Source organism: Paraburkholderia sp. BL6669N2 (assembly GCF_003387275.1).
Taxonomy (GTDB): domain Bacteria; phylum Pseudomonadota; class Gammaproteobacteria; order Burkholderiales; family Burkholderiaceae; genus Paraburkholderia.
Map to the genome: position 1 here is coordinate 4,523,021 of NZ_QUNA01000001.1, position 20,682 is coordinate 4,543,702.

The following is a 20,682-nucleotide window of genomic DNA, read 5'->3' on the forward strand; positions in this document are numbered from 1 at the left end:
GGCGTGGGGCGCATGCTGCGGCGCGGATGCGGGAGGGCGGCGCATGCGTGATAGGCGCGGAATTGGTGCAGCATCGCGCGATGCGCCTCGTTCGGGTGCGTGTCGCGCCGCAACGAAGCGCATGTATCCGCCAGCGGGCGTCGGCGGTGCATGGCCGCTGCCCGGTTGTGCATGCAGTGCGGTGCTTATGATGAGGCGCGGATCGACGAGCGCGTGGTGAGGAAGTGGAGCGGGCGGGGCTCGGTCGGTCACGGAGCGGCCGGCGTAGTGCGGCGCCGGCCGTTTTCTATTTTTAGTCCCGGTTGCGGGACTTGCATCGCTCGCCTTTGATCAGAACGCGATGAACGGCCCGGGTTGCTTGCCGACCATCACGTTGTTGATTGCCGTGTACACGCTGCGGCCGAAGAAGAACGGCAGGCCCCAGATGAACATGCCGGCCGATGGCGAACCCAGGCTGTCATAAGCCGCGTACTGGTTTGCCATCAAGGTCCAGCCGTTGGCGAGCGAGAACGGCACGTTGACGGACGCGGCGGTCTTGCCGACGCCGGTGAGAATGGCGGACAGGCTGAGCGTGGTTGCCGGCACGTACCAGTCGCCGGAATAGGGCACCGTGTAGTCCGCGAAGATGTTCGTGTTGGAACCGCTGTCGATGGCACTGCTGAACGTGTTGCCTTTGTACGTGGTCGAGAAATAGCCGTACTGGTCGAGTGCGAGAACGTTCGGCCGCGAAGGCATGGCATTGTTCTCCTGCGTGCCGATGCCGAACACCAGTTCACCCGTCACGCTCGCCTGGCCGCCCGCGGGCAGCGCGGGCAAACGGATGATCGTGCCGTTATTGTCGGAGGTGAAGTCGGCGACCGGATTCATGACCTGCGTGTCGAGTGGAACACGTGTATTCGTGCATGACGTCGCAGACGTGCAGTAGTAGTAAGCCGATGGCAGTACGGTCTGCGCCGCCGCGGGGAAGTCGCGCTGCGCCGGACCGATGCCGATCACGCCGTTCGCACCGAGCGCCGCCGCCGAGCCGAGGTTGTGGCCGCCGCGCGACTGACAGTCCGACGGCGTCGCGTACTGGCCGTCGGCGATCACCTGTAGCGGCATGTTGCCCGCAGTCTTGCCGCCTATCGTGACGTCGGCGCGCTTGACGGGCCCCCACGTGTAGCCCGAGCCGAACACGGCGCACTCGGCGATCGACGCGTTGCCGGTCGGATCATCAGTGGCGCCGGATTGCGTCGGCAAGTGGGCGGCGAGCGCGGAGCCCAATGCACTCGCAAGCACGCGCACGCCGACCGAGCCGGTGTCGAGTTGCATGTGATCGACCTTCGCGCACTGGGCGCTGCCCTCAAGGCTGGGGATGCAGATCGTCACGGTGACGTACGGCATATTGACGTAGTTGCCGGTCCATCGTTCTACGGTGATGGGGGTGGTGTTGGAGGTGGAGGTGGGGGTCGGAGTTGGAGTCGGAGTCGGAGTCGGAGTCGGTGTCGGAGTTGGAGTCGAAGTTGGCGTTGGCGTTGGCGTTGGCGTTGGCGTCGGAGTTGGAGTTGGCGTCGGAGTTGGAGTTGGAGTTGGAGTTGGTGTCGGAGTTGGCGTCAGAGTTGGTGTTGGAGTCGGCGTCGGAGTTGGTGCCGGTGTCGGAGCCGGAATCGGAGCCGGCGTCGGAATCCAAGCCGGCCCCGACGCAGCCGTCTGACTCGCGCCCGACGACGAAGCCGGCGTCAAGCCGACCGACCCCGACGCCGGGGTAGCGCTATTCCTAGCCGCATTCCCACTGCCATCGTCGCCATTACCACCGCCACCACAAGCGGACAGTGCCACGCTGGCGCCCAGAAACGCGCAGCCAAGCGTCTTGTTCAAAGTCGTCATGTTTATCGTGTTGTATAAAGCCGCGCGTCGCTTCATTGCAATTGCTCCACGCGAACCCCAACGGGCACCAGACGCGGCAAATACGCTTTGCCGAAAAACCGGCCCGCACGGCCGGCCGATTCGATATGAAAATCGCCGTTGTGTTCGATCATCGGACCGGCGCCGCGCGCACGTTCGGCGGCGGCACTCGTGAAATTGGGAAAGTAGCTGCCGAGCAGCGCGTTCATGTCCGGGCGCACCGGCCCTTGCCAGGTGACGGCAAACACCACATTGCTGGGCAGGACGTATTCATGGATCGTGACGCCGTCGGCGCCATACGAAGCACGCATCGTGTACGGCGTGGCCGCTGTGGTCGTGTTCAATGCAGCCGCCGATCGCAGCACCGATTGCGATGCCGTCCCCACACCCGGCGGCCCACCCAATGCCGCATACGAAGCGAGCGGCAACATGCCCGCTACGACTAGCGCGAGCTTCACAACATTCATTACATGGCTCCCGAAAACAGATCGGAGCATCGTGCCAGCGGGCCGTTATTGGGATTGGGTGAAAAATCCCATTGGAAAATCGGAAACGGCTTGAGGAGACGCCACCAACAGGCAGCGTCTCCGAGTCAGCCATGCTGTCAGTCGTCAGAACGCGACGAACGGTCCGGTCTGCCTGCCGACTTTGGCGTTGCCGATCACGTTATAGATATCGCGGCCGTAGAAGAACGGTAGCCCCCACAGGAACATGTTGTTCCGGCTATTCGAGAAGGACTGGCCGAGGTTATTGAACGCGGTGTTGCCACTGGCCATCAGGCCGGTGACGTTGGCCAGCGGAAATGTCATTTGGAGCGGCGGGCTCGTTCCGTTAGTCGCTTCGATTGTCGCGATCGGATTCAGCGGGCTGGCCGGCGTGTATAAACCTTCGACGGAAGAGGGAATGGTGCTGTCCGGAAACGCGTAAGCCGGGGTGCCGCTATCGATCGCGCTCTGGTTGAACACATGCCCCTGATACTGCGTCGTGAACAGCCCGTATCTGTCGAGCGCGACGACGGTGGCCGTGGTCGGCAACGTATTGTTCGACTGCGTGTTGACGCCGAACACCAACTGGCCCGTCACGTTTGCCTGACCCGTAGCCGGCACGGCGGGCAGACGGATGACTGTGCCGTTGTTGTCGGTCGCGAACGCGGGGACGGGATTGGCAACCTCCTTGCTCGCCAGCATGCGCGTGCTGACGCAGTTGGTCTGCGAAGCGCAATAGTAGTAGAGGCCGGGCACCGCGGTGGTCAGGGCATCGAGCGAGTCGCTCGTGAAGTTGTCGATGCCGAGAATGCCGTTCGCTCCGAGGGTGTCGAAGCGCGTGCTCAAGTCCCCGCCGTTGTGCGCGATGCAGTCGGCCGGCGTGGAGAACTCGCCGTCGGCAATCACCTGGATCGGCAGATTGCTCGCTGTCTTGCTGCCGATCGTGATGTCGGCGCGTTTGACGGAACCCCACGTAAAACCCGAGGCAAACGGCGCGCATTCGGCAATCGGCGCCGAGCCGACCTTGTCGTCTACCGCGCCGGCTTGCGTGAGCAGCAGCGGGGCCAGTGTCGGTATCGCGTTTGCTGCAATGCGCACGCCGGTCGAGCCGGTGTCCACCAGCATGTTGTCGACGGTGACGCAGCGGCTCGCGTCCGAGGTTCCCGGTACACAAATCTTGATCGACACGAGCAGGCGGTTGAGCCCGTTGGCGTCGCCCGTCGAGGTACCGACGCGAACCGGCACGGTGTTGTCGCCGGTAGCCGGAGTGGATGAATTGTTCGAGCTACCGGAACCGCCGGAGCCGCCGGAGCCGGTCGGCACTGGGGTCCAGGCCGGCGTAGCGTTCCAGCCGATGGAGTTACTGCCCTGGTTGCCGCTCGAACTTCCGCCGCCGCAGGCGCAAAGAGCGATCGTCGCCAGGGCCGCCGCGAGCCCGAGCGTCTTCTTCAATGTGTTCATGTTGTGTTTTTTCATAGCTCGACGCGGGTCCTATTGCAGATCGCCAGGACGCACGCCGGCGGGCATCAGGCGCGGCAACCAGGCCATGCCGCTGAAGCGCCCCAAACGGCCGGCGGATTCGATGCGAAAGTCGTCGTTGCCGTCGATAAGCGGCCCCGTGCCGGCCGCGCGGCTTTGGCCGGCATTCACGAAGTTGGGGAAGTAGCTGCCGAGCAGCGCCGTCATGTCCGGACGGATCGGCCCGTTCCATGTGACTGCGAACACGACGTTCTGCGGCAGCACATATTCATGGATGGTGACGCCATTGGCGTCGACCGACTGGCGCATGGAGTAGGGCGCTGAGCTGGCCGGTTGAGCCGCGGGCGCCGCGGCGCCCGACTGCGGCGTGGCACGCAGCAGCGCCGTGGACGATGCGCCCGTGGATGGCGCCCCGCCCAGCCTTGCATACGACGAGAGCGGCAACAAGGTTGCGGCTAGCATCGCGATCTTCAAAAATCTCATCACATGACTCCCCAAAATATCGGGAGCATGTTGCCTGTGCGATGCTCAGGAAACCGTATGAAATTTCGGAAGCGATTGCACGAAGCGGCGCAACGGAAGCTGGCCGCAGTGTCGTGGCGAAGGATGTGACGTCAACGCGGCGTCAATTGAAGCCAGGCCGCGTCGAGGTTGACGGCGGCCTGATCTGGGCGGCTGATCAGTACGTGGGAACGGACGGATCGACCTGACGCGACCACGCGTCGATCCCGCCTTGCAGATTGAAGACGTTGGTGTGGCCGCGCGATTCGAGGAACATCGCGACCTGGGCGCTGCGCGCGCCGTGATGGCAAACACAGACGATCTGCGCGTCGTCGTCGAGTTCTTCGCTGCGGGCGGGGATCTCACGCATTGGAATCGATACGGCGCCGGCGATCGACGCCGTTTGAATTTCCCACGGCTCGCGCACGTCGAGCAGCACGGGCGCGGGGCGCGAAGTATCGGCGAGCCATTCGGCGAGCGCCGGAGCGGTCAGATTTTGCATCAGCGGAACATCCGGTTCAGAGGACGGCGGGCGTGGCCGCCGTCCGGGATCGTGCGAGTTAGAACTTGAAACGCGACGGCTGCACGGCGTTGATGAGCGGCTCGACATACGTTTCGAACACGTCGGCAATGCGGTATTGCTTCTCGTCGATACGCGTGATGATCTGCGCCTTCATGACCGGCGCGGTGCCGACGAACGCCGCCAGACGGCCGCCGATCTTCAGATGGTCGAGCATTTCCTGCGGCAGCACCGGCAGGCCGCCCGACACGCAGATCACGTCGTACGGCGCAGCGCCGGCCCAGCCGCGCGCTGCGTCGCCGGTGGCGACTTCGGCGTTCAGCACACCGTTGGCGGTCAGATTGCTCTTCGCCAGTTCCGCCAGTTCCGGTTCGATGTCCACCGTCAGCACGTGCTGCCCGCGGTGCGCGAGCAACGCGGCCATGTAGCCCGAGCCCGCGCCGATTTCGAGCACGCTTTCGTGCTTCTTCACCGCCAGTTCCTGCAGCACGCGCGCTTCGATGCGCGGCGCCAGCATGTGCTGGCCGGCCGGCAGCGGCACTTCGAAGTCGACGAAGGCCAGTTCGCGATACACGGCGGGGACGAAGTTTTCACGCTTGACGATCGAAAGCAGATTCAGCACGTCCTGGTCGAGCACTTCCCAGGGGCGGATCTGCTGTTCGATCATGTTGAAACGCGCTTGCTCGATGTTCATGGTGGGTTCGGCTGTATGGTTTGGCGAGTCTTGCGGGGTTTGCTAGGTTTGCTATCAGCCACTGACCGCCGGCCTTGCCCGCGCAACTCGGCACGCAAAGCCTGTCAGGGTAACTGCGGAATTGTACCAAATGACGGTGACGATCCGCGCCTTGGCGGGCAACCGGCGGCGCCATCGCGGGTTGAAAGTTCGCGATGCCGGGCAGTGCACGCCCCCGTGTTAATCCCTAGCGATCTTTCCTTGCGCTTCCCGCATTCATCGCTCAAGAATGTAATCGATTACATTTTTCAAGGCGAATTCACTTGTCCAGATCGTCATCCAGGACGGCTCCCGCGGCGGTGTCCGCGGCGCGTTCCCAGCCCGGCGTTGCGCCGTTGCGCGGCGCGGCCGAAGGCATGTCGATTGCCGGCGTGGCCGAGCAGGCGGGCGTCTCCGTGGCGACGGTGTCCCGCGTGCTGAACGGCCACGAGAACGTGCGGCCCGCCACGCGCGACAAGGTGCTGGCCGCCATCGATGCGAGCGGCTACCGCGTGAACGAACTCGCGCGCAACCTGCGCACCGCCGAAAGCCGGCTGCTGCTGACCATGGTCCCGGACGTGGGCAACCCCTTTTATGCGGAGATCGTGCGCGGCATCGACAGCGTGGCGCGTCAGCACGGCTACTTCATGCTGCTGTGCGACACCGGCGCCGATCCGGGCCGCGAGCGCAGCTACTTCGATCTGCTGCGGCGGCGCCGCGCGGACGGCGCGATCTGTCTCGATCCGGCCACCATCCAGCAGGCGCTGGGCGAGGCCTCCAGCGCGCTGCCGTGGGTCGCGTGCTGCGAGTTCGACCCGGCGATGGGTGTGCCGTACGTCGGCATCGACAACTACCGCGCCGCAGGCGACGCCGTCCGCCATCTGCTCGCGCGCGGCCACCGTCGCATCGGCCTCATCAATTCCGATGTCGACTACCTGTACGCACGGCAGCGTCAACAGGGCTATCTGGACGCGTTGGCCGCAGCGGGCATCGCGCCGGACGAACGCTGGCGCATGAACCTGAACAGCCTCGACTATGAAGCCGGCGCGTCGGCTGCGGCCACCCTGATGAATCAGCCGCAGGCGCCGAGCGCGATCTTTGCGGTCTCCGACACGCTCGCGATCGGCGTGATCCACGGCTTGCGCAGCGTCGGCAAGCGCGTGCCGGACGACATCGCCGTGGTCGGCTTTGACGATATCTCGCTCGCCGCGCAAATCGATCCGCCGCTCACCACCATCGCGCAACCCATGCGCGAGCTGGGCGAAACCGCCGCGCGCCTGTTGCTGCAACGGCTCGCCAATCCGTTGGCGAATGTGCCGGGCGTGCTGCTGCCGCATCGGCTCGTGATTCGCGGGAGCGCGTGAACCATGAGTCTCGCGATCCGTTTCGACGACATCCGCAAAGACTTCGGGCCCGTGCGCGTGCTGCACGGCGTGAGCTTCGAACTGGCGCCGGGGCGCACCTACGGTCTGCTCGGCGAGAACGGCGCCGGCAAATCCACGCTGATGAAAATCCTTGCCGGCTACGAGACCGCAACCTCGGGCACTTTGCTGGTCGATGGGCAAGCGCACCAATTCATCGGATCGCGCGATGCCGAAGCGCAAGGCATCGTGTTGATCCACCAGGAGTTCAATCTCGCCGAGCATCTGACGATCGCGCAGAACATGTATCTCGGTCATGAAAAAAAGCGCGGCTGGTTCGTCGACGATGCCGCGATGAACACCGAAGCCGCGCGCTTTCTCGCGCAGGTCGGGCTGGAAAAAACGCCTGATACGAAAGTGCGCGAATTGATCGTGGCGGAAAAGCAGATGGTGGAGATCGCGAAGGCGCTGTCGCGGCGTGCGCGGCTGCTCATCATGGACGAACCCACTGCGACGCTCACACCGTCCGAGACCGAGCGCCTCTTTACGCTGATGGCCAAGCTCAAGGTCGACGGCGTGACCATCATCTACATCTCGCACAAGCTGGACGAAGTGGAGCGCATCACCGACGAAGTGATCGTGATGCGTGACGGCCGTTTCGTCGCGCGCGGGGAAACTTCCGGACTCGCGCGCCAGCAGATGGCGAACCTGATGGTCGGCCGCGAGCTATCGGACATGTTTCCCGACAAGATCACCGTATCCGCCGACGCGCCGCTCGCGTTGAGGGTGGAAGGCCTGGTCGTGCCGGATTGGGTGGAAGACCTCAGCTTCGACGTGCGCGCTGGCGAAGTGCTCGGTTTCGCGGGACTGGTGGGCGCGGGCCGCACCGAAGCGTTCGAAGCGATCATCGGTCTGCGCAAGCGCACGGCGGGCCGGATTGAAGTCGCCGGCCGTCCCGCCGATCTGAAAAGCCCGCGCGACGCGATGCGCCACGGCATCACGTATCTCAGCGAGGATCGCAAGGGCAAGGGCCTGCATGTGAACCTGAGCCTGCAAGACAACGTCACGCTGATGACGCTCGAACGCTATGCGCATCCATTGCTCGACATGAAAGCGGGGCGCGCCGCGTTGACCAAAGCCGTGAGCGAATTCGGCATCCGTACGGGCGACCTGTCGAGCCGCGCGCGCATGCTCTCCGGCGGCAATCAGCAGAAGCTCGCGCTCGCCAAATTCCTGCAGCCCGACCCGAACGTGATCGTGCTCGACGAGCCGACGCGCGGCGTCGATGTGGGCGCGAAACGCGACATCTATTTTCTGATTCACCGTCTCGCCGCGCAGGGCCGTGCGGTAATCGTCATTTCATCCGAACTGATCGAGCTGATCGGGCTGTGCCACCGCGTCGCCGTGATGCGCGCGGGACGCCTGCAAGCCACGCTTACGCTCGAACATCTGACCGAAGAGGAGTTGATCGCCCATGCGACCGGCACCCACTGAAGCCGTGCAATCCGGCCGCGCGTTGCGCTTCGCGCATCGACTGTATGCGCTTGGGCCGCTCGTCGGACTGATCGCGCTGTGCATTGTCGGCACGTTGCTCAACCGCGATTTCGCGACCCTCGACAACATGATGAACGTGCTCACGCGCACATCGTTCATCGGCATCATCGCGGTCGGCATGACCTTCGTGATCATTTCCGGCGGCATCGATCTGTCGGTCGGCTCGATGGCCGCGCTGATCGCGGGCAGCATGATCTGGCTGATGAACGGACTCGCGGCGGGCGTCGGCGGACACGCGTTTCCGCCGCTGATGATTCTCACGCTCGGCATCGTGGGCGCGCTGATGCTCGGCGGCCTGTTCGGTTGCGCGCACGGCTTGCTGATCACCAAAGGGCGCATCGAGCCGTTCATCGTCACGCTCGGCACGTTGGGCATCTTTCGCGCGGTGCTGACCTGGCTTGCCGACGGCGGCGCGCTGACGCTGGATAACTCGCTGTCCGACTTGTATGGCCCGGTGTATTACGCGAGCCTGTTCGGCGTGCCGGTGCCGATCTGGGTGTTTCTTGTGGTCGCGGCCGGCGGCGCGCTGATTCTCAACCGCACGGCATTCGGCCGTCACGTGCAGGCGATCGGCTCGAACGAACAGGTCGCGCGTTATGCAGCGATTCGGGTCGACAGCGTGAAGATCGTTACCTACATGCTGCTAGGGATTTGCGTGGGCGTGGCCACGGTGCTGTACGTGCCGCGGCTCGGCTCGGCGACGCCGACGACCGGCTTGCTTTGGGAACTCGAAGCGATTGCCTCGGTAGTGGTCGGCGGCACCGCACTCAAGGGCGGCGAAGGGCGCGTGATCGGCACGGTGATCGGCGCGATCCTGCTTTCGGTGATCGCCAACATTCTGAATCTGACCAGCATCATCAGCGTGTACCTGAACGCGGCGGTGCAGGGCGTAGTGATTATCTTCGTCGCGTTCGTACAACGTGGACGGCGGTAGCGGTGGCGCTTCATATTGCGCCTTGAATCTGTAATCACGGCGAGTTGAGAATCGGGGCGCACGAACGCCTCACAAACGGAGACACAACCATGAAGCAGGTCATTCGAGCGGTCGGCGCCGGCATGCTGGCGTTGGGAATACTGGGTACGGCGAACGTCGCGCGTGCCGATGAAAAAGTCACGTTGGGCGTCGCGATTCCGACGGCCGATCACGGCTTCACGGGCGGCATCGTCTGGTGGGCGAACAAGGCCAAGACCGATCTGGAGAAGGCGCATCCTGATCTGAAGGTGATCGTCAAGACCGCGGCCGGCGCGCCCGAACAGGCGAACCAGTTGCAGGATCTCGTGACGGTCAACAAGATCAATGCGCTCGTGATCTTCCCGTTCGAATCGGCTTCGCTCACGCAACCGGTCGCGCAGGTGAAGAAAAAAGGCGTGTACGTGACGGTGGTGGATCGCGGCCTGACCGACACCAGCGCGCAGGATGCGTATGTGGCGGGTGACAACACGGCGTTCGGCAAGATTCCCGCCGAGTTTCTGGCGAAGGAGCTGGGCGGCAAAGGCGATATCGTCGCGCTGCGAGGCATTCCGACGACGCTCGACAACGAACGCTGGACCGCATTTACCGGCGTGCTGAAGGCGTATCCGAACATCAAGATTCTCGACGCCAAGTACGCGAACTGGAATCGCGACGACGCCTTCAAGGTCATGCAGGATTACCTGACGCGCTTCAAGCATATCGACGCCGTCTGGGCCGCCGACGACGACATGGCCGTCGGCGTGATCAAGGCGATCGAACAGGCCAAACGCACCGACATCAAGATCGTGTTCGGCGGCGCGGGCTCGAAGGGCATGGTGAAGAACGTGATGGACGGCGCGCCGATGATCAAGGCCGACGTGTCGTACTCGCCTAAGTTCATCTACGACGCTATCAAGCTCACTGCCGAAGCGCGTCTGAAGGGCGACAAACTGCCGGCCACCACGATCATTCCGTCGGTGCTGATCACGAAGGAAAACGCGCAGCAGTTCTATTTCCCGGACTCGCCGTTCTGAGCTGAGCATCCGGGGCGCGCCGCCGGGCTTAGCCGGACTATGTGCCGCAGCGGCACGGCGAGCGCGCCGTCCTCGTTCAAGGAGCCGTACGATGAAAACCATCCAAGGGCCGGCGATCTTTCTCGCCCAGTTCATGGGCGACGAGGTGCCGTTCGACAACCTCGCGCATCTTGCCGAGTGGGCCGCGGGTCTCGGCTTCAAGGGGATACAGGTGCCGTGCGACAGCCGCCTGATCGATCTCGAACAGGCGGCGGCGAGCCAGACGTATTGCGACGAGTTGCGCCAGATCGTGGACGACGCGGGCGTGACGATCACCGAACTGTCGACACATCTGCAAGGGCAGCTCGTTGCCGTGCATCCGGCTTATGACGCGTTGTTCGACGGCTTTGCCGCTGCCCACGTGCGCGGCGATCCGGCGGCGCGCACGCAGTGGGCGATCGAGCAGATGAAGCTTGCGGCGAAGGCTTCGCAGCGTTTGGGATTGAACACGCACGTGTCGTTTTCTGGGGCGCTGGCGTGGCCGTATCTGTACCCGTGGCCGCAGCGCCCCGCAGGTCTCGTCGAAGCCGCGTTCGACGAACTCGCACGCCGCTGGACGCCGATTCTCGATGCGTTCGACGCAGCAGGCGTGGACGTGTGCTACGAACTGCATCCCGGTGAAGACCTGCACGACGGCGTGACCTTCGAGCGTTTTCTCGACGCGGTGAAGCAGCATGCGCGTGCGAACATTCTGTACGACCCGAGTCATTTCGTTTTGCAGCAGCTCGATTACCTTGCGTTTATCGACATCTATCACGAGCGCATCAAAGCGTTCCATGTGAAGGACGCGGAGTTTCGTCCGAACGGCAAGCAGGGCGTGTATGGCGGCTATAGCGGCTGGGTCGAGCGGGCGGGGCGCTTCAGATCGCTTGGCGACGGCCAGATCGATTTCGGTGCGATCTTCTCGAAGATGGCGCAATACGATTTTCCCGGCTGGGCCGTGCTCGAATGGGAGTGCGCGCTGAAGCATCCGCACGACGGCGCGCGCGAAGGCGCGGAGTTTATTCAGCGGCACATCATCCGCGTGGCCGAGCATGCATTCGATGATTTCGCGGGCAGCGGCGTGGACGCCGCGCAGTTAAAGCGTGTGCTCGGCATCTGAGGAGCGCGGCCAAACCGAAGGAGTAACGGCGATGCCACAACGAAGGCTTAGACTGGGGATGGTCGGCGGCGGGCAGGGCGCGTTCATCGGCGCCGTGCATCGGATCGCGGCGCGGCTCGACGATCGTTTCGAACTGGTGGCGGGCGCGTTGTCGTCCGATCCGCAGCGTGCGCAGGCGAGCGCCGGTGAGGCGGGAATCGCGCGCAGCTATGCGGACTGGCGCGAAATGGCGCGCGCCGAAGCCGCGCGCGACGACGGCATCGACGCGGTAGCGATCGTCACGCCGAATCATTTGCACGCGCCGGTCGCGACGGCGTTTCTCGAAGCGGGTATTCACATCGTGTGCGATAAACCGCTGGCGATTTCGCTGGCGGAAGGCGAGGCGCTGGCGAAACTGGCTCGCGAGAAGAACAAGCTGTTTGCATTGACGCATACGTACTCCGGCTATCCGCTGGTGCGTCATGCGCGCGAGTTAATCGAAAGCGGTGAACTGGGCGAGATACGCGTGGTGCAGGTCGAATATGCGCAGGACTGGCTGGCGGAGCCGATCGAAACGAGCGGCACGAACAAGCAGGCGGGTTGGCGCACGGATCCGGCGTTAGCGGGGCCGGCGGGATGTCTCGGCGATATCGGCACGCATGCTTATCATCTTGCTGCGTTCGTCACGGGTATGACGCCGCACGCGCTTGCGGCGGAAGTGCATACGTTCGTGCCGGGGCGCCGGATCGATGATCACGTGCAGGCGATGCTGCGTTATCCGAATGGCGCGCGCGGCATGCTATGGGCGAGCCAGGTGGCGAGCGGCGCGGAAAATGCCTTGCGTTTGCGGGTGTATGGAACGAAAGCCGGTCTTGCGTTCGATCAGGAGCATCCGAATGAATTGTGGTTCACGCCATTGGGCGGCGCGGCTGAACGTCTGACAAGAGGGCGCGTGAAAAGCACGATCGCGGCCCACGCGACGCGTGTTCCGTCGGGACATCCTGAAGGTTATCTGGAAGCGTTCGCGCAGTTGTACAAAGACGCGGCGTTGCAGATCGAAGCGTTGGACGCAGGCCGCGCATTGCCCGCCGAGAGCCTGTTGCTAACGACGGTGGAAGACGGGGTGGCGGGGCTACGTTTTATTGACGCGATGCTCGCGAGTAGCGCGGCGGATGGGCAGTGGCGGGAGATACAGTCCGCTTGAGCGCGGACACGTGGCGGACGGGCCGGGCAGGTGCCGACTAGCTGCCTTTGCTCTTCTTGATCTGCTCTTCGAACGCGATATCCAGCTTGCTGGCCTTGCGCGGCTTCGGCGGCCCGAAAGCGTCGACGAATTTGACGAAGTCGTCGAGCGTCAGCGGATCGGAGACTTTTTTATCCGTGCCGCTCGATTTGTCGACCAGATAAAACAGGCCGCCGGACAGGCTGATCGCGGCGAACTGCGGATTGCCGCTGCGGGTTTTCAACCGCTCGACGGCGTGGATGGCTCGGGTAGTGCGCATGATGGGAAGGCGTCTAACTGAAGGTACGCACTTTAACAGTAATCCAGCGCGTGCCTGACTCCAGCAGGGAACGGGCGGACCGCGATGTCTTCAGTCGCGGCCCGATCTTGTACGATTTTTTCGCTATGTACGATTTTATGATACATTCCGAGGAAATCGTACACATGCAAATTTATGCCGCGTGCCGCCCATTCCTTTCTTGAAGCCAAGGTTCTCGCCGAAGCATGCGAGGCCTTTGAGCGCTCTACCGGCATTTACAGGGCAGTGCCTGCTCGCAAGCATGTTTCGTATAGCGACGCCTCGATCTCTTTCGACCTTGCCGGACGGAAATTCGAAATGCCTACGCTCGTCACGACCCGGCTGGGCCTGGCGGAGATGGCAAACACGCTTCTTGCGGAAAGCCGGTCTTCTGCGATGGAGCCTCATCCGCTCTACCGCCGGCTCATGCTGGTCGCTCCTTACATCGAGCCGCAACTCGCCGATCGCCTCGTCAAGCAAAACGTGCCATTTCTGGACGCAGCGGGCAACGTCTTTCTGAGCGAGCCAGAAGGTATGGTCATGATCAGTGGCCGGCCCAAACCGCAGCAACTGCAAAAACCGCAGACAGGCCGCGCTACGACGCGAAAAGGTTTGCAGGTGATGTTCGCTATTGCGACACAACCGGGCCTCGTGTCGGAACCATACAGAACTATCGCGCAGGCCGCTGGCGTCGCGTTGAGTACAGTCAACCAGGTGATCGACGATCTGCAGTTCCGTGGGCTGCTCGCCCAGAAGACCAGTGGCGAGCGCATCTTTCCGGACTGGCAGAAATTCGTCTTCGAGTGGAGCAACCTCTATCAGACGCGCCTGCGACTCAAACTGGGAGCACGGCGCTTCGCCAGCACGACGCCCGACTGGTGGCGCGAGTTCGACTTCGCAAGTGTCGACGCTCGCCTGGGGGGCGAGTCGGCGGCCGACATCCTGACGAATGAACTGAAGGCCGCGAACGTCACCCTCTACAGCCGCGCACCGCTGGGCAATCAGTTCATGCTGAACGCCAGGCTGCGCCCTGATCCACGCGGGGATGTCGAGATTCTTGAATCGTTCTGGCCGCAGTCGCTGGAGCTTAACTGGGTGGAATCGGGCCGCCAGCCGCTAGTCCACCCGTTCCTCATCTACGCGGACCTCGTTGCCTCGGGTGACAGCCGTGATCTTTCCGTCGCCGCGCAAATCTATGAGCAGTACCTTCCCCAGCCTTAAAGTAGCCGACGAGCGACCCGTCCACCCGGTTACCGCTGCGCTGCTTGCCCGCGTCCAGGAGACTGCGGATCAGCTAGGCACGAAGTTCGTTGTCGCCGGCGCAACCGCGCGGGATCTGGTGCTATGGCATGTGCACGGCGTTCGTGCTGAGCGCGCCACGCGTGACGTCGACGTTGCCGTTTGCGCGATCAGTTGGGAAGCGTACGGCGCACTGATTACCGGGCTTGAACGGACAGGCGTTTTCAGGGCGAGTACCCGGGCACAGCACACTCTGGTGTTCGACGATCCGAGCGTCGGTTATTCGATACCGTTGGACCTGGTTCCGTTCGGCGAAATTGAAACTCCCGAGGGCGCGGTCGCGTGGCCGCCCAAGGGCGAAGTTGTAATGAATGTGCTGGGGTTTCGGGAGGCCGTCGACGAATCCGTCGAAATCGATCTGGGCGACGGTCTCATGGTTCCGGTTGTAACTCTGCCGGCGCTTGCGCTTCTAAAAATTCTCGCGTGGCACGACCGGCGAGTGTCGAAGAATACCGACGCATCTGACCTGCTTCTGATCCTTCGCAACTACGGCGACGCGGGCAACGCGGCCCGCGTCTGGGGCGACGGCGCAGACCTTCTCGAGCAACACGGCTTCGATGTCGATCTTGCCGCGTCCGCACTACTTGGCCGCGAATCGCGGCAGATCGCGTCTCCCGCAACAGTTAATGCAGTTTCGGCAATCCTCTCGGACGAAGTCGTGTACGACACGCTGAGACGCGACATGCAGGCGCGTGCCGTCGCGCAGATGCTGGACGACTTCGCTGATGGATCCGACCGGACGTTGTCAGCCTTCCGGAACGCATTTCTGGGCACACCGGCCGGCGCTTGATTCGATCAGGAGCCGGCCATGAGTTACCTCACTGACTCAAATAGACAAACTTGCCGTTCTTGATCGCCCCCATCACGCTAGCGCGCTGGTCCAGGCCCACGTGATCCTTTGGGCTCGTGTTGACCACGCCGTTCGGCACGACCAGCTCATGCGCATGCTCCAGCTCGTCACGCAGCGCCGTGCGGAACGCCGGCGTGCCCGGCTGCGCCGTCTTCAGCGCGCGGGCCACCGCGTCTTGCAAACGCGGATATACGCCGGCCGCGTCGCCCGCGAATTGCGTTACGCTGCCCGGGCCGTACTTCGCTTCATATTCGTTCGTGAAAGCGAGCGCCGCCTTCTTTGCCGGATGATCGGCCGGCAGCGTGCGCGCCACCACGACCGGCTGCGTCGGGAACAGCGTGCCTTCCACGTCCTTGCCGCCCAGCTTGATGAACTCCGGCGTGGCGATGCCGTGCGTCTGGTAGATCGGCCCTTTGTAGCCGCGCTCGATCAACGTGCGCTGCGGTAGCACGGTCGGCGTGCCGGCGCCCGCGATCAGGATCGCGTCCGGTTTGGCGGCCATCAGCTTGAGAATCTGGCCGGTGACGCTCGCGTCGGTGCGGTTATAGCGCTCGGTGGCCACCAGCTGGATATGGCGCAGCGCCGCGAACTTGCTGAACTCGTTGAGCCAGCTTTCGCCGTAGCCATCCGCGAAACCGATGAAACCCACCGTCTTCACGTTGTGGTTCGACATGTAGCGCGTCATCACGTCGGCCATCGCGCTGTCGGTTTGCGCCATCTTGTAGGCCCACACCTTCTTGCCTTCCTGCGGCTCGACCACGCTTGCCGAGCCGATCAGCGTAATCATCGGCGTCTGGCTCTCGGCGACCGGATCGAGCGCGGCCATCGCCGCCGGCGTAATGTTCGGGCCGACGACCACGTCCACGTGGTCTTCGTTGATCAGTTTGCGGATGTTGCGCACGGCGGCGCCGGGGTCGGAAGCGTCGTCGAGGAAGATGTAGTCGGCTTTCTGGCCCGCGATCGTGGCGGGCCACATCAGCATCGCGTTCTTGCTGGTGATGCCGATCACGGCCGCCGGGCCGGTGCTCGACAGATCGATGCCGACCTTGATGTCGGCGTGTGCTGCGGTGGCGAGCAGGAGCGCGCCAAAACCGAAAGCGGCAGCGAGGCCGCTGATTTTTTTCTTATACGACGTCATCGAAGGGTCTCCGTAGCAGGATGCGAGGGTGTTATCAAAGTTCGTAGCTTTCGTGTTCGCCCTTGAGCGCCTGCTCGATCAGCTTGCGGTTCATGCTCGGCGACAATAGTTCGACGAGCGTATACACATAGCTGCGCAGATAGGCGCCCTGTTTCAGCGCGACCCGCGTCACATTGCTGCCGAACAGGTGGCCGACCGGCATGGCGCGCAAATGGCGGTCGCGCTCGGCGTTGAACGCGATATCCGCCATGATGCCGACGCCGAGGCCCAGTTCCACATAGGTCTTGATCACGTCGGCGTCGATCGCCTCCAGGACGATGTCCGGATGCAGCCCGCGCAGGCGGAACGCCTCATTGATCTTGGTGCGGCCGGCGAACGCGTTGTCGTAGGTGATCAGCGGATACTGGGTCAGATCATCCAGCGACAAAAGTTTGCGGTCGAGCAGCGGATGATCCGGTTGCATCACGGCGACGTGGTGCCACTGGAAGCACGGCAGCGAGACCAGCTCCTTATAGTTGGAGATCGCCTCGGTGGCGATGCAGAGGTCGGCCTGGTCGTGCAGCACCATTTCGGCGACCTGGGTCGGGCTGCCTTGCAGAATCGAAAGGTGGACCTTGGGAAAGCGTTTCTTGAATTCGGCAATGGCGGCCGGCAGCGAGTAGCGCGCCTGCGTGTGGGTGGCGGCGATCACCAGATTGCCTTGGTCCTGCGCCGCGTAATCTTTACCGACCCGTTTGAGGCTCTCCACCTCCTGCAGAATCTTCTCGACCGACTGCAAAATGATGCGCCCCGGCTCAGTCAGTGAGCGCACGCGCTTGCCATGCCGCGTGAAGATTTCCACGCCCAACTCGTCTTCCAGCTCGATGATCGCCTTGGAAACGCCCGGCTGGCTTGTAAACAGCGCCTTGGCCGCTTCCGTCAGGTTGAAGTTCTGCCGCACAGCCTCGCGGACGAAGCGGAATTGGTGCAGGTTCATATATAACCTCTCCGCATATCAAAAGAATTTTTTAGTCGTTTGAAATATAAGGGCAGTTTATTACGATCTGTCCATCTTTTTCAATATGGATATCTGTATTTGTCATAAGCAAATGAGCGATGGGTCTAAACGTTCATGAGCCGAGGGTGACAAAGGGATGTATCCAGGGCGCGGCGAAACCGGATCGCCGTGTATCACTGCAAAAAATTGGGGTCCCCGAATGTACCAATACGATCAGTACGACCAGACCATCGTCGATGAACGGGTCGCGCAGTACGCCGATCAGGTTCGCCGCCGCTTGTCGGGCGAATTGAGCGAAGAGGAGTTCCGTCCGCTGCGCCTGCAGAACGGCCTGTACATGCAGCGTCACGCGTACATGCACCGCATCGCGATTCCGTACGGCAACCTGCGCAGCGACCAGATGCGCGTGCTCGCGCAGATCGCGCGCGAACACGACCGCGGTTACGGCCATTTCTCGACGCGCTCGAACATCCAGTACAACTGGATCAAGCTCGAAGAAACGCCGGAAATTCTGCGCAAGTTGGCGGCGGTGCAAATGCACGGCATTCAGACCTCGGGCAACTGCATCCGCAACATCACCGCCGACCAGTTCGCCGGCGTGGCGCCGGATGAAGTGGTCGATCCGCGTCCGTGGGCCGAAATTTTGCGTCAATGGTCCACGTTCCACCCGGAATTCGCGTGGCTGCCGCGCAAGTTCAAGATCGCCGTGTCGGGTTCTAGGGAAGACCGCGCTGCCGTGCAGATTCACGACATGGGCGTGTATCTGCGCAAGAACGAGCAGGGCGAACTGGTGGCCGATATCCTGGCCGGCGGCGGCATGGGCCGTACGCCGATCATCGGCGCGATCATCCGCAAAGATCTGCCCTGGCAACATCTGTTGACGTACTGCGAAGCGGTGCTGCGCGTATACAACCGCTACGGCCGTCGCGACAACATGTACAAGGCGCGCATCAAGATTCTCGTGAAGGCGTTGAGCCCGGAGAAATTCTCGGCGCAAGTCGAAGAAGAATGGCAGCACCTGAAGGACGGTCCTTCGACGCTCACGCAAGCGGAAGTGGATCGCGTGTCGCAGTACTTCCAGCCACCGGTGTACGAGAAGCTTGCTGATACCGATGCTTCGTTCGAAAAACATCTGCTGGAAAATCGTGCGTTTGCCCGTTGGGTCGAGCGTAATGTGCGTCCGCATAAGGTGTCGGGCTATTCGTCGGTCACCTTGTCTTTGAAGCCGACCACGATCGCTCCTGGCGACGCCACGGACGCACAGATGGAAGCGGTCGCCGATTGGGCCGACGAGTACTCGCTCGGCGAAATCCGCGTGTCGCACGAACAGAACCTGATTCTCGCGAACGTGAAGAAGCGCGACCTGTTCGCGCTGTGGGAAAAGGCCAAGGCACAAGGTTTCGCGACGCCGAATATCGGCTTGCTGACCGACATCATCGCGTGCCCGGGCGGCGACTTCTGCTCGCTCGCGAATGCGAAGTCGATTCCGATCGCGCTGGCCATTCAGGAACGCTTCAACGATCTGGACTACGTGTATGACCTTGGCGACGTGTCGCTGAACATCTCGGGCTGCATTAACGCTTGTGGTCATCACCACGTCGGCAACATCGGCATTCTGGGCGTCGATAAGGACGGCTCGGAGTGGTATCAGGTGACGCTCGGCGGCGAGCAGGGCACGGGCGCTACCGGCGCACACCTTGGCCGCGTGATCGGCCCGTCGTTCTCGGCGGAAGAAATGCCGGACGTGATGAGCAAAGTGATCGATACGTTCGTGGAAAACCGCCACGAAGGCGAGCGCTTCATCGAAACGTACAACCGCATCGGCATCACCCCGTTCAAGGAACGTGTGTACGCCTCGCGTCAACCGGCTCACGCGTAACCGCGAAAAGGATACAGAACAGATGGCTTCTATCATCAAGAATCGCGCGATCGTCAACGATGACTGGACGGTCGTGCGCCCGGCAGAAGATGGCTCGCTGCCCGCGGTGAACGAATTGCCCGCAGGCAAGGTGCTGGTGCCGCTCGCGCTGTGGCAGGCTGAACGTGATGCGTTGACCGCCTCGCGTAGCGCCGCTGAGATCGGCGTGTGGCTCGCGCCGGACAGCGAGCCGGCGGATATCGTCGCCGACTTCGACAAGATCGCGCTGATCGGCGTGGACTTCCCGGTGTTCCGCGACGGCCGTGGCTATAGCATCGGCCGCCTGTTGCGCGAGCGCTATGGTTACAAGGGCGAGCTGCGCGCAATTGGCGACGTGCTGCGCGATCAACTGGCGTTCATGTTCCGTTGCGGCTTCGACGCGTACGCATTGCGCGCGGACAAAGACTTCGACGACGCACTGAAAGCGTTCGACGAATTCAGCTTCAACTATCAGGGCGCGGTGAACTCGTCGCCGCTATTCCGCCGCCGCGAAGCGGGCGAACTGGCAAAGGCATCGGCATGAGCGAAGTTCAAACCCTCACGCCGGAACTCGCCGCAAAGGTCGAGCGCCTCGATGCGCTGCTCGACTCGATCGCCGCGCGTCACGAGAACGTGAAGCTCGCCAGCAGCCTCGCAGCGGAAGACATGCTGCTCACGCATGCGATTCTGTCGCGCGGCGTGAAGATCGGCATCTTCTCGCTGAACACCGGCCGTTTGCATGCGGAAACGCTCGGCATGCTCGATCGCGTGAAAGAGCGCTACGGCTACGACATCGAACAGTTTCATCCGCAAGCCGCGGCGGTCGAGGAATACATCGGCTCGCACGGGCTGAACGCGTTCTATGAAAGCGTCGATCTGCGCAAGCGCTGCTGCGAAATCCGCAAGGTCGAACCGTTGAACCGCGCGCTGTCGAACGTTAGCGCATGGGTCACGGGCCAACGCCGCGAGCAGTCGGTAACGCGTGCGGAACTGCATGCGGAAGAGCATGACGCCGCGCGCAATATCGCCAAGTTCAATCCGCTGACCGATTGGACCGAAGCCGAAGTGTGGGACTACCTGAAAGCGTTCGACGTGCCGGTCAATCCGCTGCATGCGCGTGGTTATCCGAGCATCGGCTGCGAGCCGTGCACGCGCGCCGTGCGCCCCGGTGAAGATAGCCGCGCAGGGCGCTGGTGGTGGGAGTCGCGCGATACGAAAGAATGCGGACTGCACATCACGACGATTACGCCGATCGCGGTAGAGCGCGGCGCAGACGTCCAGGCCTGAAGTTGAGCGAACGGGCCTTGGTTTTCGGCCCGAACACCGCACATACCGATTTGAATACCTGCGCGACGCGAGCAACCGCCTGCGACGCGAAC

At 62.8% G+C, this 20,682-nt stretch carries 21 protein-coding genes; 11 read left to right on the plus strand and 10 right to left on the minus strand.

Translation table 11 applies throughout. The annotated features are described in order from the left end of the window. Positions 1-330: 330 nt before the first annotated feature. The 7 genes from B0G80_RS20450 to B0G80_RS20475 form a co-directional block, all read right to left on the minus strand. Positions 331-1,383, minus strand: a complete 1,053-nt coding sequence (locus B0G80_RS20450; RefSeq protein WP_258878926.1) for a DUF3443 domain-containing protein — start codon at positions 1,381-1,383, stop codon at positions 331-333. Beyond that, positions 1,343-1,669, minus strand: a complete 327-nt coding sequence (locus B0G80_RS46975; protein ID WP_258878927.1) for a hypothetical protein — start codon at positions 1,667-1,669, stop codon at positions 1,343-1,345. The genes B0G80_RS20450 and B0G80_RS46975 overlap by 41 nt, the downstream gene beginning before the upstream one ends. Before the next feature lie 229 nt (positions 1,670-1,898). Further along, a complete protein-coding gene (locus B0G80_RS20455; protein WP_116119195.1) occupies positions 1,899-2,351 on the minus strand; it encodes a DUF2844 domain-containing protein in 453 nt (150 codons plus the stop codon). A gap of 144 nt (positions 2,352-2,495) precedes the next feature. Next, positions 2,496-3,830 (minus strand): DUF3443 domain-containing protein, encoded by a 1,335-nt coding sequence (locus B0G80_RS20460; protein WP_258878928.1) that lies wholly within the window; start codon positions 3,828-3,830, stop codon positions 2,496-2,498. Between the two features lie 30 nt (positions 3,831-3,860). Beyond that, a complete protein-coding gene (locus tag B0G80_RS20465) occupies positions 3,861-4,331 on the minus strand; it encodes a DUF2844 domain-containing protein (RefSeq protein ID WP_116119197.1) in 471 nt (156 codons plus the stop codon). Between the two features lie 196 nt (positions 4,332-4,527). Beyond that, a complete protein-coding gene (locus tag B0G80_RS20470; protein WP_091796474.1) occupies positions 4,528-4,851 on the minus strand; it encodes a rhodanese-like domain-containing protein in 324 nt (107 codons plus the stop codon). A gap of 58 nt (positions 4,852-4,909) precedes the next feature. Next, the gene (locus tag B0G80_RS20475; RefSeq protein WP_106279814.1) at positions 4,910-5,563 is read right to left on the minus strand and encodes a protein-L-isoaspartate O-methyltransferase; all 654 of its coding nucleotides are present in this window, start codon (positions 5,561-5,563) and stop codon (positions 4,910-4,912) included. A 302-nt stretch (positions 5,564-5,865) separates the two neighbouring features. On the opposite strand from B0G80_RS20475, the gene B0G80_RS20480 reads away from it, so the two are divergent. The 6 genes from B0G80_RS20480 (at position 5,866) to B0G80_RS20505 (ending at position 12,806) form a co-directional block, all read left to right on the plus strand. Beyond that, positions 5,866-6,945 (plus strand): LacI family DNA-binding transcriptional regulator, encoded by a 1,080-nt coding sequence (locus B0G80_RS20480; RefSeq protein ID WP_116119198.1) that lies wholly within the window; start codon positions 5,866-5,868, stop codon positions 6,943-6,945. 3 nt (positions 6,946-6,948) lie between these two features. Beyond that, entirely contained in the window at positions 6,949-8,436 is a 1,488-nt protein-coding gene (locus B0G80_RS20485) for a sugar ABC transporter ATP-binding protein (protein ID WP_116119199.1), read from the plus strand. Further along, a complete protein-coding gene (locus tag B0G80_RS20490) occupies positions 8,417-9,430 on the plus strand; it encodes an ABC transporter permease (protein WP_116119200.1) in 1,014 nt (337 codons plus the stop codon). Before B0G80_RS20485 ends, B0G80_RS20490 begins: the two co-directional genes overlap by 20 nt. An 89-nt stretch (positions 9,431-9,519) precedes the next feature. Beyond that, positions 9,520-10,482 (plus strand): substrate-binding domain-containing protein, encoded by a 963-nt coding sequence (locus B0G80_RS20495; RefSeq protein ID WP_116119201.1) that lies wholly within the window; start codon positions 9,520-9,522, stop codon positions 10,480-10,482. A 91-nt stretch (positions 10,483-10,573) separates the two neighbouring features. Next, the gene (locus B0G80_RS20500) at positions 10,574-11,623 is read left to right on the plus strand and encodes a sugar phosphate isomerase/epimerase (protein ID WP_116119202.1); all 1,050 of its coding nucleotides are present in this window, start codon (positions 10,574-10,576) and stop codon (positions 11,621-11,623) included. 31 nt (positions 11,624-11,654) lie between these two features. Continuing rightward, the gene (locus tag B0G80_RS20505) at positions 11,655-12,806 is read left to right on the plus strand and encodes a Gfo/Idh/MocA family protein (protein WP_116119203.1); all 1,152 of its coding nucleotides are present in this window, start codon (positions 11,655-11,657) and stop codon (positions 12,804-12,806) included. Positions 12,807-12,843: 37 nt separating this feature from the next. Here B0G80_RS20505 and B0G80_RS20510 read toward each other — a convergent pair whose 3' ends face one another. Then, positions 12,844-13,104 (minus strand): hypothetical protein, encoded by a 261-nt coding sequence (locus B0G80_RS20510; protein ID WP_106279827.1) that lies wholly within the window; start codon positions 13,102-13,104, stop codon positions 12,844-12,846. A 174-nt stretch (positions 13,105-13,278) separates the two neighbouring features. Between B0G80_RS20510 and B0G80_RS20515 the strand changes: the two genes are divergently transcribed. Beyond that, entirely contained in the window at positions 13,279-14,343 is a 1,065-nt protein-coding gene (locus B0G80_RS20515; RefSeq protein ID WP_116119204.1) for a type IV toxin-antitoxin system AbiEi family antitoxin, read from the plus strand. Next, a complete protein-coding gene (locus tag B0G80_RS20520) occupies positions 14,318-15,211 on the plus strand; it encodes a nucleotidyl transferase AbiEii/AbiGii toxin family protein (protein WP_116119205.1) in 894 nt (297 codons plus the stop codon). The genes B0G80_RS20515 and B0G80_RS20520 overlap by 26 nt, the downstream gene beginning before the upstream one ends. A gap of 28 nt (positions 15,212-15,239) precedes the next feature. Here the strand turns inward: B0G80_RS20520 and B0G80_RS20525 are convergent, their stop codons facing one another. Together B0G80_RS20525 and B0G80_RS20530 are read right to left on the minus strand one after the other, a co-directional pair. Next, a complete protein-coding gene (locus B0G80_RS20525) occupies positions 15,240-16,409 on the minus strand; it encodes an ABC transporter substrate-binding protein (RefSeq protein WP_116119206.1) in 1,170 nt (389 codons plus the stop codon). A 34-nt stretch (positions 16,410-16,443) separates the two neighbouring features. Further along, positions 16,444-17,385 carry a CysB family HTH-type transcriptional regulator gene (locus B0G80_RS20530; protein WP_106279834.1) on the minus strand — a complete coding sequence of 314 codons (942 nt, stop codon included), beginning with the start codon at positions 17,383-17,385 and terminating at the stop codon, positions 16,444-16,446. Between the two features lie 220 nt (positions 17,386-17,605). On the opposite strand from B0G80_RS20530, the gene B0G80_RS20535 reads away from it, so the two are divergent. From B0G80_RS20535 to B0G80_RS20545, 3 genes are read left to right on the plus strand one after another with little or no spacing between them, the layout of a single operon-like run. Further along, positions 17,606-19,285 carry a nitrite/sulfite reductase gene (locus tag B0G80_RS20535; protein ID WP_106279836.1) on the plus strand — a complete coding sequence of 560 codons (1,680 nt, stop codon included), beginning with the start codon at positions 17,606-17,608 and terminating at the stop codon, positions 19,283-19,285. Positions 19,286-19,307: 22 nt separating this feature from the next. Further along, entirely contained in the window at positions 19,308-19,847 is a 540-nt protein-coding gene (locus B0G80_RS20540; protein ID WP_116119207.1) for a DUF934 domain-containing protein, read from the plus strand. Continuing rightward, positions 19,844-20,590 (plus strand): phosphoadenylyl-sulfate reductase, encoded by a 747-nt coding sequence (locus B0G80_RS20545; RefSeq protein ID WP_116119208.1) that lies wholly within the window; start codon positions 19,844-19,846, stop codon positions 20,588-20,590. Before B0G80_RS20540 ends, B0G80_RS20545 begins: the two co-directional genes overlap by 4 nt. The last annotated feature ends 92 nt before the right edge of the window (positions 20,591-20,682 follow it).